Source organism: Actinacidiphila sp. bgisy144, from assembly GCF_057708105.1.
This window is the reverse complement of sequence record NZ_JBYIRM010000016.1, coordinates 1-13,575: the sequence shown is the minus strand read 5'-3', so window position 1 is coordinate 13,575 and position 13,575 is coordinate 1. Positions and strand designations below refer to the sequence as shown.

The window sequence follows — 13,575 nt, the reverse complement described above, 5'->3', positions numbered from 1 at the left end:
CGCGCGGGGGCAGGCGAACGTACGGGCGGGTGGACGACAGCAGGCGCCGTACACGACGAGCCCGCGCGAGGACCGCGCGCGGACGAGCGGAGGCGCCGTGCGCTACTTCGTCCTCGGAGTCACCGAGGCCAGGTCGGAGGACGGCACCGTCCTGCCCCTGAGCGGGGCGAAGGTCCGTACGGTCCTCACCGTGCTCGCCGCGCACGCCGGCCGGCCGGTCGCCCCGGAGACCCTGATCGCCGAGGTCTGGACGCAGGACCCGCCCGCCGATGCCGCCGGCGCCCTCCAGGCCCTGGTCGCCCGGCTGCGCAAGGCCCTCGGCCGGGACGCGGTGGCGTCCGAGCCCGGCGGCTACCGGCTGAACACGCCGCGGGAGAACGTCGACCTGTTCGCGTTCGAGGCGCTGCTGCGTACCGGCGAGGCGGAGCTGCGGGACGGGGACCCCGACCGGGCGGCGGCCACCCTGGACCGGGCGCTCGGGCTGTGGCGCGGTCCGGCGCTGGCGGACCTGCCGGACCGGGACGCGGCGGCGGCCCGTACGGACGCGCTGCGCCTGGCCGCGCTACGGGCGAAGTTCGAGGCGGAGTTCGCCCGCGGGCAGACCGCCGCCGTGCTTCCGGCGCTGCGGGAGGCGGTGGTCGCGCACCCGCTGGACGAGCCGTTCCACGCCCAGCTCATCCGCGCGCTGCGGGCGACCGGCCGCGGGGCCGATGCCCTGGCTGCGTACGAGGAGGCCCGGACGGTCCTCGCCGAGACGCTCGGCGCCGACCCCGGGCCGGAACTGCAGGCCCTGCACGCGGAACTGCTCCAGGCACCGCAGCAGACGCCGCACCGAACACCGCGGTACGAGGGCCGACCGGATGGCCCGGGCACGCCGGACGGCCCGGGCACGCCGGGCGGGCCGGGCGGGTCGGAGAAGACCGATGACGCCCGGCGCCGCTACGCCGCGTCCACGCCGCCCGCACCCCCACCCGCGCCGCGGGGCAACCTGCGGGCGCGGCTGACCAGCTTCGTCGGCCGGGAGACCGAACTCGCCGCGATCGGCGCCGACCTGGCGGCCACCCGGCTGGTGACGCTCACCGGCCCGGGCGGCTCGGGGAAGACCCGCCTGGCGCTGGAGGCTGCCGAGGCCGCGCAGACCGGGTACCCGGACGGCGTGTGGCTGACCGAACTCGCGTCGCTGGACGACCCGTACGCCATCCCGCACGCCGTGCTCAACGCGCTCGGGCGCCGCGACACCGTCGTCCTCGGCACCGCCCGCGACGCGCTCGGCGGCGAACATCCGATGGAGCGGCTGGTGGAGTACTGCACCGGCCGCCGCCTGCTGCTGGTGCTGGACAACTGCGAGCACCTGATCGGGGCGGCCGCGTACCTGGCCGCGGAGCTGCTGGCGCGCTGCCCGGAACTGACCGTGCTCGCCACCAGCCGAGAACCGCTGGGTGTGCCGGGCGAGGTGGTCCGCGCGGTCGAGCCGCTGCCGCCGCGCACCGCCTACCGGCTGTTCACCGAGCGCGCCGGCACCGCCCGCCCGCGGGAGATCCCCGGCCCGGCCGCGGACCGGTCCGCCGACCCGCACGTCGAGCCGTCCCCGGGGCAGGACGGAGCCGGCACGCGCGGTACGGGGACGGACGACGACGCCGCCGCGGTCCACGAGATCTGCCGCCGGCTGGACGGCCTCCCGCTGGCGATCGAACTCGCCGCGGCCCGGCTGCGCGCCCTGTCCCCGCGGCAGATCGCCGACCGGCTCGACGACCGGTTCCGGCTGCTGACCGGCGGCAGCCGCACCCTGCTGCCGCGCCAGCAGACCCTGCGCGCGGTCGTGGACTGGAGCTGGGACCTGCTCGACGAACGGGAGCGTACGACGCTGTGCGCGCTCAGCGTCTTCTCCGGCGGCTGCACGCTGACCGCCGCCGAGGCCGTGTGCGGCCCCGACGCCCTGGACGCGGTGGCCCAACTCGTCGACAAGTCCTTGGTGGTGGCCGAGCACGGCGGCCCGTCCGGCACCCGCTACCGGCTGCTGGAGACGATCCACGAGTACGCCCTGGAGCGCGCCCACGAGCGACCCGCCGAACTCGCCGCGGCAGGCGAGCGGCACACCGCGTACGTACGCGAACTGACCGGGACCGTGGACCCGTTGCTGCGCGGCAGCGACCAGCTGCACTGGTTCGAGGTGATGGAGGCCGAACTCGACAACGTCCGGGCCGCGCTGCACCGCGCGGTCGGGCACCGCTCGGAGGCCGACGCCGTCCCGATCGCGCTGGCCATGGGGTGGTTCTGGTGGCTGCGCAACTACGGTGACGAGGCGGTCGGCTGGCTCACCGAGGTGGCCGCGCTCGGCGCGGACCGGCTGGACGACACCGGCGACCCGATGTACTGGCCGCGCCTGGACCTCCAGTTGCTGCTGCTGTTCGTACAGGGCGACCGGGCCACCGAGGAGCAGTGGTCGGCGCCGGAGGTGGCGGTGACGGTCGACCGGCTCGTGGCGGCCTACCGGAACGCGGGGGAACCCGCCGCCCGCTTCCCCGGGATGCTGTGGCCCTTCACGCTGTACGTGGCAGGCCGCGGCCGGATGGCCCCCGACCTTACCGACCACGTCGTCGACAACTGCCGTGCCCACGGCGGCGACTGGGAGCTGGCGGCCGCGTTGATGTTCCGGCTGCACCTGACCGTCGACTCGCCGGGCGGTACGACGCGGGTGGACCGGGACTGGGTGGAGCTGAGCGAGCTGGCCGAGCGGCTGGGGGACCGCTGGATCAGGGCGCAGGTGCACGGTGCCCGCGCCGAGATCGCGGCGCTGCGCGGCGACCACGCGGCGGCCCGCGCGGGCTTCGAGGCGGCCTACCGGCTCGGCCGCGAGCTGGGCGCCTTCAGCGAGGGCGCGTTCCTGCTCGGCCGGATGGCCGAACTGGCCTACCGGTGCGGCGACAACGACGAGGCCCACCGGCTCCTTGACGAGGCCGCCGAGGAGGCCGAGCGGTATGTGGTGATGGACGCCCGCACCTACATCCGCTACCTGCGCTCGGCGGTCCTGCTGCGGCAGGGCGACGTGCCGCGGGCCCGGGAGCTGTACGGGGCGGCGGTGGACCGGATCGCGGACGGCACCCCGCCGCCGATGTTCCACGTCCTGCTGCGCGGGCTGTCCGCGCAGCTCTCCGCCGCCGAGGGCGACCTGCCCGGGGCGCTGCGCGAGGCCGCGGCGGCGGTGCGGATGGCGGCGGAGGAGGGCTGCACCGAGGCGGTGACCGGCGCCCAGTTCGACACGGCGGCGGCGGTTCTCGCCGCGTTGGGCGAGGTGCGGGCGGCGCTGCGGATGTCCGGCGCCGCGGACACGATCCGCGGCGACCTGCCGCGGACGCTGCCCGAGCGGGCCGACGACGACGCGGTACGTGCGGCCGCCGCGGCGGTGCTCCCGCCGCAGGAGGCGGCCCGGGAGCGGGCGCGCGGGGCGGGGTGGAGCCGGCAGGAGGCGGGGGAGGAGCTGGCCGGGCTCGCCCGGACGAGTGATTGATGTTTCAATCGATAGTCTGATGGTCCGCTGAAAGCTCCCGGGAGTGACTGCCGTGAAGGTCGAGATCTATTCGGATATCGCGTGCCCGTGGTGCTACCTGGGCAAGGCCCGCTTCGAACGGGCGCTTTCGGCGTTCCCGCAGGGCGGCGCGGTCGAGGTGGTCTACCGGCCCTTCCAGCTCGACCCGCACGCGCCGCACGAGCCGCTCCCGCACCGCGAGGTGCTGGACGCGAAGTACGGGCCTCAGTCCGCCGCCATGGACGAGCGGCTCGCGCAGCTCGGTGCCGCCGAGGGCCTGACGTTCGCCTTCGACTCGGTGCTGGAGAACAACTCGCTGCTCGCCCACCGGCTGCTGCGCTTCGCGCTCGACGAGTACGGCGCACCCGCGCAGCGCCGGCTCAAGGGGGAGCTGATGGCCGGGCACTTCACCGCGGGCATGGACATCGGCGACCCGGAGCAGCTCGCGGACGCCGCGGCCGCCGCCGGGCTCGACCGCGCCGCGGTGGCCGCCTTCCTGGCGGGCGACGCGCTGACGGACGAGGTCGTCGCGGAGATCGCGCACGCCCGCGAGATCGGGATCACCGCGGTGCCGACCTTCGTCTTCGAGGGGCAGTGGGCGGTGCAGGGCGGCCAGGAGACCTCGACGTTCCTGCGCGTGCTGGAGCAGGTGGCCAAGGAGACGGCGGCCGACGACTCCGCCGCCCTCGACGCTTCCGGTGCGGACGGGTGCGCCGACGGGGCCTGCGTGGTGGAGTGACCCGCGCGCCGGGCGGCCCAGTTGTGCTTACGGGCGTTCACTTACAGGTGATCACCGAGTCGGCCCAGTCCGCCAGGTTGGCGAAGGCCAGGGCGCTGGAGTCGGGTGTGACCTCCAGCTGGAGCGTCTTGCGGCCGGTGAGGTCGACGTGCACCGGCACGGCCGCGTCGCCCGGGTGGACCGGGCCGGACTGCCACAGCCGGCTCCCGTCGGCGTACACCGCGAAGGTGACCGACGTGCGCAGCAGCGGCGTGACCAGGTCGTCGATCCCGGCGCGGGCGTCGTAGGACACGCAGGAGCGGTTGAGCGCGATGTTCACCGTGGAGGGCGCGTGGACGCTGATGCCGTGGTCGTAGGTGGTGCCGCCGATGCCGGGGTCGGAGCGGTCCCACCACCAGCTGTTCAGGCCCTGCGGGACGATCGCCGGCTCGTCGGCGGCGGCGTTGACACCCATCACCGGCAGCGAGTTGACCTGGTAGGCGACCGGGGCCGGCGGCGGTGTGGGGGTCGGCGTGGGTGTCGGGGTCGGGGTCGGGGTGGGAGTCGGCTTCGGGGTGGGCTTGGCCGTGGTCGGCTTCGGCGTGGGCCGGGGTGTCGGCTCGGGCTTCGGCGGCGCCGTGGTCGGCGCGGGCGCCGGCGGCGCGGGGGCCGCGGGCTTCGGGGTCGGCTTCGGCGCCGGGCTCGCCGGGGGAGCGGAGCTGACCGCCACGGTGGCCGGCGGCTTGGCCTGCGGCTTCGGCGGGGCCTTCTCGTGGCCCCCGGTCAGCGCGAAGGCGAACGCGACCCCGGCGGCCGCGACCACCACGGCGGCGGCGATCCCGGCCTTGGCCGGTGCCCCCAGACCCTCGCCCGCCGCGGCGCCACCGGCGGCGGCGCCGCTGCCGCCGGAACCGGTGGCCGCGGCTGCCGCGCCACCCGCCGCGGCGGTGGCGGCCGCCCCGCCCGCGACCACGATCCCGGCGGCCTTGGTGGCGTAGACGGCGGCGAACCAGCCGATGTACGCGACCGGCAGCAGCCCCTTGAGGGCGGAGTTGAGGTCGGCGAGCTCCGCCGAGGCAGCGGTGCAGCGCGCGCACTCCTTCAGGTGCCGGTTCAACTCCCGGTCCGCGCGCACCCGCAGGCCGCCGCGGGCGTGCGCGCCGAGCCGGTCGGCGTACCGGGCGCACGCGCCCTCCGCGGTCAGCGTGCTGCTGACGTGGGCCTGGAGGTAGGCCTGGCGCAGGCCCTCCCGGGCCCGATGCGCCAGCACCGCCGCCGCGTTGGGCGTCAGGCCGAGCAGCGGGGCGATCTCGCTGGGCGACTCGTCCTCGACCGCGGTGTGCCACAGCACCGTCTGCCACCGCTCGGGCAGGGTGCGGAACGCCCGGATGGCCAGGCTGCGTTCGGCCTCGTGCATGGCGCGGACGTCGGCGCCGAGGTCCGCGCTGCGCTCGGTGGCCGTGGAGCCGGCCGCGGAGACCGCGAACACCGCGAAGTCCTCGACGAGCTGCTCGCGGCGCGCGGTGTTGCCCCACGACGCGGCGACCCGCCGCACCGTGGTCAACAGGTAGGCGCGGACGGCGGATTCGGGGCCGCTGCCCCCCCGGATGGCCTGGAGCGTGCGGGCGAAGACCTCGCCGGTCAGGTCCTCCGCGGTGTGGGCGTCGCGGCAGCAGGTACGCGCGTAGCGTCGTACGGACTCGGCGTGGCGGCGGTACAGCTCCTCGTACGCGCTGTCCTGACCGGCCCTGACCTGGTCGACCAACTCGGCGTCCGAGTAGCCGGATCGGGCGGGCGGCGCGCCGGAGGGCGCGGACTGCGCCGGAACGGTCCCGGTCGCCGCGGCGGCCTCGGTCGGCTGGGTGTCGTCGAGGTCGGCGTCCGAGACGGCTGCGACGGCTGCGACCTCGGCCGGGGGAGGCCCGTCAGGGGCCTTACCGGCCTCAGCCGCCCCTTCCGGTTCCATGCCGGGGTGCCCGGCCGGGCGCAGGTCGGCGTCGGCCGGCAACTCCGGTGCCGGGGCGGGCGCGTCGATGCCGGCCGGGCCCGGAACGGGCAGGCCCGCACCGGGCGCGTCGGCGGCCGGGGCACCGGTGGGCAGCCCGACCGGCCCTGCCGCGGGGCCCGTTGCGGGCGGGGCGGCAGGGCCCGGGGTCGGTGCGGGAGCCGGGGTCGGCTCCGGTGCGGCGGGCTCGGACAGCGCGAACGGGTCGCGCTGCCCCGGCACTCTGCGCGGCATCGCCGCGTCGCCGGTCTCCTGGCCCGCGGCCGCGGAGCCGGCCTCGCCGTTCAGCTCATCCACGGGGAAAGCGTGACACACGACCCCACAGCGGCGTCAGGGGTTCAGGAGGAACCACTCATCCGTGGCCACACCGTTCACACATCCTCCACTGTCACTCGATCGGGTCCGCGCCCGCGTGGTGGTCGACTTCGGCGGTGCGCCCGGCCTCCCCGCGGCGGGCCCCCGGACGCGGACGCAGCCCTTCCAGCAGGATGTCCAGCAACCGGGCGGAAGCGGCCTCCTGCTGCTGGGCATCGGGCAGCGCGGGCGGCGAGGTGGCGATGACCAGCAGGACGTCGGCCACCGACACGTCAGTGCGCAACTCACCTGCCTGACGGGCGCGTTCGACCAGCTGGCCGACGACGTCGAGCAGGGTGCCCACCCCGTCGTCGTCCACCCGCGACTCGGCGGCGGAGCGGCCCGGCCCGGCGCCGTTCGGGCCGGTGTGCTCGGGCGGGAGCGCTCCCGTGTGATCGGTGCCGGCCGCAGCAGCCTGGTCGGGCGCGCCGCCCGCCGGGCTCACCGGCACCGGAGTGCGCTGCGACGGCACTCGGACCGGCTCGTCGCCGCCGGGCCGCGGCTCCTTCCCCCCGGGCCCGCCGTCCACCCGCAGGACCTGCGGCGGCAGCAACCGCCCGGCGCCCGAGGCGGCGGACGTGCGCAGGAAGCGGGCGAGCGCGGACCACGCCTCGTCCTCCTGGCCGAGCGCGGTCCGCGCCTGCTCGGTCAGCCGCGCCGTCTCCTCCTTGGCGATCCGCCTGACCAGGACGTCCTTGCTGGGGAACCGCCGGTAGACGGTGCCGACACCGACCCGGGCCCGCCGGGCCACGTCCTCCATCGGTGCGCCGTAGCCGAGTTCGCCGAAGACCTCGCGTGCGGCGCGCAGTACGTGTTCGAGATTCCGCTGGGCGTCGACCCGCAGTGGCGCCGGGCGCTCGACGCCTGCGGGACGGTCCGAATCGGCAGCCGAAGTACGGCGAGAATCCTGAATGTGCATTTGTCCCATCCCCCGGTGAATCACTGTCTCCCCCCGGAGACTCCTCACCCATAGTGAAGATCGCCGCGCCCGTGGCGCGGTACTACGAGACACGAACATAGTTGAGGCCGCGGCCAGAATGAAGAGGGTCTGCTTCCGGTCCGCCACATGGCGGCACGCGCCGCCCCCGCGGCCGTCACCCTCCGCGGTCGCCAACTCCTCCTCGTCCCAACGGTGCTGACCTGGCGCCTTGCCCGCGCTCCGGAAAGGTCGTGTCCGTACTGTGGACAAACGGCCGCGGTCCATTGCGTCATGGAGCAATGACGACGGAGTCAGCAGTCATGGCCAGGACCAGCACACCGCGCATTCTCGTCATCGGCGGCGGCTACGTGGGGATGTACACCGCCCTGCGGCTCCAGCGCCGGCTGAAGCGCCATGAGGCCGACATCGTGGTCGTCGAACCGCAGCCGTACATGACCTACCAGCCCTTCCTGCCCGAGGCGGCGGCCGGCTCGATTTCCCCGCGGCACGTGGTGGTGCCGCTGCGCCGGGTGCTCGACCAGTGCCGGATCATCGTCGGCGAGGCCCGCGCCATCGACGCCGACAAGCGCACCGTCACCGTCGACACGCTGGTCACCACGGAGGAGGGCGGCAACGCGCTGGAGATCCCCTACGACTACCTCGTGCTCGCCCCCGGATCGGTCTCCCGCACCCTCCCGGTGCCGGGCCTGGCCGAGAACGGCATCGGGTTCAGGACCGTCGAGGAGGCCATCGGCCTGCGCAACCACGTCCTGGAGCAACTCGACATCGCCTCCTCCACCCGCGACGCCGAGGTGCGCGAGGCCGCGCTGACGTTCGTCTTCGTCGGCGGCGGCTACGCGGGCGTGGAAGCCCTCGGCGAGCTGGAGAACATGGCGCGCTACGCCGTGCGGTACTACCACAACATCGGCACCGACGACCTGCGGTGGGTGCTGGTCGAGGCGTCCGACCACATCCTGCCCGAGGTCGGCCCGGCTCTGGGCCGGTACGCGCTGCGTGAGCTGCGCGGCCGCAACATCGACATCCGGCTGGAGACCCGCCTCGACTCCTGCGAACACCGGATCGCGGTGCTCTCCGACGGCGACCGGCTGCCGACCCGCACCCTGGTGTGGACCACCGGGGTCAAACCGGCACCGCTGCTCGCCGCCACCGGGCTGCCGCTGAGCGCACGCGGCCGGCTGCGCGTCGATGCCACGCTGCGGGTGGAGGGCAGCGAACGGGTGTGGTCGGCGGGCGACGCGGCCGCCGTCCCCGACCTGGGCGCAGTCCCCGACCGGGGCGCCGCACCGGCCCCGGGCACCAGAGGACAGGGAGAGGCAGGAAAACAGGCCGAAGAGCGGGCCGGAGGGCTGGGGGAGCGGGAAGCACACGGCCGCGACGAGCTGCCGGAGTGCGCCCCCAACGCCCAGCACGCCGTACGCCAGGCCCGTGTCCTGGCCGACAACCTCATCGCCGTCCTGCACGGGGGCACGCTCACCGACTACCGGCACGTCTCCGCCGGCGCGGTGGCCTCACTGGGCCTGCACGAGGGCGTCGCCCTGGTCCGCGGCCGCGCCATCAAGGGCTACCCGGCCTGGCTGATCCACCGGATCTACCACCTCAGCCGGATGCCCACCTTCAACCGCAAGGCCCGCATCCTCGCCGAGTGGGTGCTGTCCGGCCTGTTCAAGCGGGAGATCGTCTCGCTCGGCTCGCTGGAACACCCGCGCGCAGAGTTCGAACTCGCGGCCGGTTCCGAGCGCAAACCCGACGCGCCCTGACCCCGCCCGGCCACTCAGCGATTCCCGACCCCGCCGAGCTTCGGCCACACTGGACGCGTGACCACGCGTGCAACAGCACTGGCAAAGAGTGACAAATACGAGGAATCGGACGTTTGAACCTTACGCGCTGGAGCGCCCGGCTCCCCGGAACACAGCGACGCAGTGCCGTACCAGCAGCACGCGGCAAGGCCGGCGACCCCGTATCCGGCACCACCGGCCCGGCCGGCGGCGCCGACCCCACCGGTGCCGCCACCGCCCCCGCCGAGCGCGGCAACGCCGCCGGCAACCCCGGCGGCGCGGCCCCCGACGACGGCGCCGGAGCCCAGGACACCCCGGCGGCGGACGACACCACCCCCGCGAGTGAACAGTCCGTCCGCGGGGTGCTCAGCCGCCTCCCCGCACTCATCGCCGTCACCCGCGGCCCCGGCCACGAGGTCCGCTTCGTCAACGACGCCTACACCGACCTCTTCGGCGCCCGCACCACCGGCACACCCGCCCGCGAAGCCCTGCCCGAACTCGGCGAGCTCGGCCTGCTCCCGCTGATGGACCAGGTCCACCGCAGCGGCCGCCCCCGAACCGTCAAAGCCCGCAAGGTCGCCCAAGGCACCCGCCCGGGCCCCGGCACCGCCACCCGCGACGGCTACTTCACCTTCACCTGCACCCCCGTCCAGCTCGGGCACCTCGACCCCGAGCAGCGCGGCGTCCTCGTCTTCGGCGCCGACGTCACCGACCAGGTACGGTCCGCCGAACGCCTCCGCGAGAGCGAACGCCGCCTCCGCGACACCGCCGTCACCCTCCAGCGCAGCCTGCTGCCCCAGGAACTCGAACAGCCCGACGACCTCCGCGTCGCCGCCACCTACCAGCCCGGCGGCACCGACGCGGCCGTCGGCGGCGACTGGTACGACGTCATCACCCTCGGCGCCGGCCGCACCGCCCTGGTCATCGGCGACGTCATGGGCCGCGGGGTGCGCGCCGCCGCCGTGATGGGCCAGCTCCGCACCGCCGTACGCGCCTACGCCCGGCTCGACCTGCCCCCGCACGAGGTGATCCAACTCCTCGACGAACTCGCCGCCGAGATTGACGCCACCCAGATCGCCACCTGCGTCTACGCCGTCCACGACCCCAGCGAGGGCCGCCTGCACTACGCCAGCGCCGGCCACCTCCCCATCCTCATCCGCGACCCCGACGGCGCCGTACACACCGTCGAGGAACCCACCGGACCGCCCCTGGGCACCGGCGGCTGGATTCACAGCTCCGGCACGGTGCCGCTCGGCCCCGGCTGCACCGCGGTGCTCTACACCGACGGCCTCATCGAACGCCGCGACCAGGACATCGACGAAGGCGTCGCCGCCCTCACCCGCGCCCTGGCCGGCGCCACCGGCGCACCCCAGGTGATCTGCGACCGACTGCTGCGCTCCCTCGGCGTCACCTCGGAACACGACGACGACGTGGCCGTCCTGGTGCTCCAGTACCCCGAGCACACCGGCGCCGACGCGGAACTCTTCCGCAACGCCTCGCTCGACCTGCTCGGCGGCATCGAGGCCGCACCCCGCGCCCGCGCCTTCGCCTCCGGGGTGCTCGCCTCCTGGCGCTTCCCCACCGAACTGCGGGACCTCGGCGTGCTCGCGGCCGGTGAACTCGTCGCCAACTCGCTCAAGCACGGCATCCCGCCGATGCGGCTGCGGCTGCGGCGCACCGACCGGCGGCTGATCATCGAGGTCACCGACGGCGACGAGCACCTGCCGCGCCGCCAGCGGGCCGACCTCGCCGACGAGGCCGGCCGCGGCATCTCGATCATCGCGACCATCGCCACCGGCTGGGGCTCCCGCCGCACCCCGGGCGGCGGCAAAGCCGTCTGGTGCGAGTTCACCCTGCCGACCTGACTCAGCCCGGTATGCGCTCGGCCGCGGCCGGCTCCGGACGGGCCGACTGCGCCACCACCCGCGCCACCGGCGCCGGGCTGTCCTGCACCGGTGAGAGGTGCCGCGCCATCCGCAGCGCCGTCACCGATATCGCCAGCGAGCACACCACCAGCAGCACGATGTAGGCGTCATACGCCCCGGCCGCCGCGATCACCCCGGCAGCCGCCGGGCCCAGCGCAAGCGCCAACTGCTTCACCAGCGCGAACGCCGAGTTGTACTGCCCGACCATCCGCTCCGGCGCCAGATCGGCCACCAGCGGATTCACGGTGGGCGCCAGCATCGCCTCGCCCAACCCGAACAGCGCGTACGTCGAGATGATCGCCGCGACCGCCAGCGTGTGACTGCCGTTGATCAGTCCCGACACGCCGGCCGCGAGCCACGCCACCGCCCACACCAGGCCGACGGCCGCGATCACCCGGCTGCGCCGCCGGCGCTCCACCAGCCGCAGCACCACGAACTGCGCCAGCACGATCATCGCGGTGTTGGCTGCAAGTGCAGCCCCGAGCGTGGCCGGCGAGATGTGCGTCACCTCCACCGCGAACGCCGACAGCCCCGACTCGAACTGTCCGTAGCAGGCGAAGAACATCACGAAGCCGAGCACGCAGACCATCACCATCGCCCGGTCGCGCAGCAGCGCCCGCCAAGCGGCCCCGGCGCCGGGCTCGGTTCGGCCCACGGCCGCGATACGCGGCGCCCCGGGCACCCGCGCGGTGGCGATCACCGCACCGAGCACCAGGAACATCGCCGCCTCGATCGCGAACAGCCGGATGAACGAGGACGGATGCGCGGTGTCCACGATCAGGCCGCCGATCAGACCCCCGACGCCCAGCCCCAGGTTGTTCAGGAAGAACTGCATGGCGAACGCCCGCGACCGCGTCGCGGTGGTCGAGCACCACACGATCATCGTCGCCAGCGCCGGCTGGACCACGGCTATCCCCGCGCCCAGCGCGCCCGCCGCCGCGATGACGCCCGCCTCGCTGCCGGACAGCCCGAGCCCGAGCGAGCCGCACGCGGCCAGCACGGTGCCCACCACGGCCACCGGCACCGGACCGCGCCGGTCGATGGCCCGACCGGTGAAGGGCAGCACGAAGAGCGCGGCGACGGCGAACGTCGCCAGCACCGCGCCCGCGATACCGGCACCCAGCCCCCGCACCTGCGACACGTAGACAAACGTGAAGGGCACGGTGAAGCCGTTGCCGAACGCGCTCAACGCGTTCCCCAGCTGGATACGGCGCAGCGCGGCGCCCATCGCGGTGGTCACACTCACCTCACTCGATACGGCCGCGCCCTCTCCAGGCACGGCACCAGCCACATCCTCCGAACCGCAACAGCTTCGGAGTGAAGACTTCATCTCTAAACTTCGAAGCTAAAGACTACACAGCGAAGGGCTTTAGCGCAATCTCTTTCCGTGGCATACTCAGGGGCATGACCGCAGCCCCGGGCTCCGCGGGAACCCCGCAGGAGCTGGACCTCGACGAACAGATCGCCGCCTACCAGCGCGAGTTCCCGGAGGTCGACCCGCAGGTCGAGAAGGTCGTCACCGCCCTCGGGCGGCTCAACCGCCGGATGAACGTCGCCTACGGGCGCCAACTCGTCGACCTCGGCATCAGCAACTCCGAGTGGGAGGTCCTCAAGGCCCTCGTCGTCGTCGGCCGGCCCTACCAGCTGGGTCCCGGCGACCTCGCGAAGCGCCTCGGGCTGACGCCGGCCGCCATGACCCACCGGATCGACCGCATGGTCACCGAGGGTCTGGTCACCCGGGCCCGCGACGAGTCCAACCGCGTGCGCGTCATCGTCGAGCTGACCGACGAGGGCCGCGAGAAGTGGCTCCAGACGATGCGCCTGGCCGCGGTCTTCGAGGACGAGCTGCTCCAGGACCTCACCCCGATCGAACGCGTGGCGCTCGGCGAGATCCTGACCCGCCTGCTGCGCCGGGTGGAGTCCGACCAGCCCGACGCCGGCGGCCGTCTCGAAGACCTGGACTGAGGTCCTCCTCGCCGCGGAATTCGCCGCAGAACCCGCGCGGTTCCTCGCCTCTGACCGGCCGGTCGACCCGGAGGTTGACATCACCGGGAAGGATGCGTAACGTACCGCGAGCTGTCCGACGTGAGCACCGATCTTGGTCGGTCCCGGGCCAGCCATCCCGCAGTGACCTCTCGACTCGATACGCGCTTCGGCGTGTCCTCGTTTTGGTGTGCGTTTTTGCGGAATGCGAGCGGAGTTTCGAAGGACCGGGCCGATTTGGTCCGACCGGCCGAGTCCGCTAAAGTCTCACTCGTCGGAACGGCCGAAGGGCCGGAAAGACAAGCCCCGCTGACTGGGGGTCAGGCACTGGAAAGCGTCTGATAGAGTC

The 13,575-nt window shown here is 74.2% G+C and carries 8 protein-coding genes; 5 read left to right on the top strand and 3 right to left on the bottom strand.

Features of this window, described 5'->3' with window-relative positions:
- Nucleotides 1–97 precede the first annotated feature (97 nt).
- Both AC3EVP_RS19300 and AC3EVP_RS19295 read left to right on the top strand, forming a co-directional pair.
- A complete protein-coding gene (locus AC3EVP_RS19300) occupies nucleotides 98–3,508 on the top strand; it encodes an AfsR/SARP family transcriptional regulator (RefSeq protein ID WP_435131363.1) in 3,411 nt (1,136 codons plus the stop codon).
- A gap of 43 nt (nucleotides 3,509–3,551) precedes the next feature.
- Complete coding sequence (locus AC3EVP_RS19295; RefSeq protein ID WP_435131361.1) at nucleotides 3,552–4,265, top strand: DsbA family oxidoreductase; 714 nt, start codon at nucleotides 3,552–3,554, stop codon at nucleotides 4,263–4,265.
- A gap of 37 nt (nucleotides 4,266–4,302) precedes the next feature.
- On the opposite strand, the gene AC3EVP_RS19290 is transcribed toward AC3EVP_RS19295, so the two are convergent.
- Together AC3EVP_RS19290 and AC3EVP_RS19285 are read right to left on the bottom strand one after the other, a co-directional pair.
- Nucleotides 4,303–6,546 (bottom strand): sigma-70 family RNA polymerase sigma factor, encoded by a 2,244-nt coding sequence (locus tag AC3EVP_RS19290; protein ID WP_435131360.1) that lies wholly within the window; start codon nucleotides 6,544–6,546, stop codon nucleotides 4,303–4,305.
- 91 nt (nucleotides 6,547–6,637) lie between these two features.
- The gene (locus AC3EVP_RS19285) at nucleotides 6,638–7,522 is read right to left on the bottom strand and encodes a TetR/AcrR family transcriptional regulator (protein WP_335980942.1); all 885 of its coding nucleotides are present in this window, start codon (nucleotides 7,520–7,522) and stop codon (nucleotides 6,638–6,640) included.
- Between the two features lie 320 nt (nucleotides 7,523–7,842).
- Between AC3EVP_RS19285 and AC3EVP_RS19280 the strand changes: the two genes are divergently transcribed.
- Nucleotides 7,843–9,300, top strand: coding sequence for an NAD(P)/FAD-dependent oxidoreductase (locus tag AC3EVP_RS19280; RefSeq protein WP_435131359.1), 1,458 nt, complete (start codon nucleotides 7,843–7,845; stop codon nucleotides 9,298–9,300).
- 113 nt (nucleotides 9,301–9,413) lie between these two features.
- Complete coding sequence (locus AC3EVP_RS19275) at nucleotides 9,414–11,183, top strand: ATP-binding SpoIIE family protein phosphatase (protein ID WP_435131358.1); 1,770 nt, start codon at nucleotides 9,414–9,416, stop codon at nucleotides 11,181–11,183.
- A gap of 1 nt (nucleotide 11,184) precedes the next feature.
- Here AC3EVP_RS19275 and AC3EVP_RS19270 read toward each other — a convergent pair whose 3' ends face one another.
- Nucleotides 11,185–12,483: an MFS transporter gene (locus tag AC3EVP_RS19270; protein WP_435131356.1), complete on the bottom strand. Its 1,299-nt coding sequence runs from the start codon at nucleotides 12,481–12,483 to the stop codon at nucleotides 11,185–11,187.
- A gap of 164 nt (nucleotides 12,484–12,647) precedes the next feature.
- Here AC3EVP_RS19270 and AC3EVP_RS19265 point away from each other — a divergent pair, with 164 nt between their 5' ends.
- A complete protein-coding gene (locus AC3EVP_RS19265; protein ID WP_335980938.1) occupies nucleotides 12,648–13,208 on the top strand; it encodes a MarR family winged helix-turn-helix transcriptional regulator in 561 nt (186 codons plus the stop codon).
- Nucleotides 13,209–13,575: the final 367 nt, after the last annotated feature.

Bases quoted from the DNA above. Each gene is read 5' to 3' on its own strand.
- AC3EVP_RS19280 (WP_435131359.1), top strand. From the start codon at position 7,843: ATGGCCAGGACCAGCACACCGCGCATTCTCGTCATCGGCGGCGGCTAC.
- AC3EVP_RS19265 (WP_335980938.1), top strand. From the start codon at position 12,648: ATGACCGCAGCCCCGGGCTCCGCGGGAACCCCGCAGGAGCTGGACCTC.
- AC3EVP_RS19285 (WP_335980942.1), bottom strand. From the start codon at position 7,522: ATGCACATTCAGGATTCTCGCCGTACTTCGGCTGCCGATTCGGACCGT.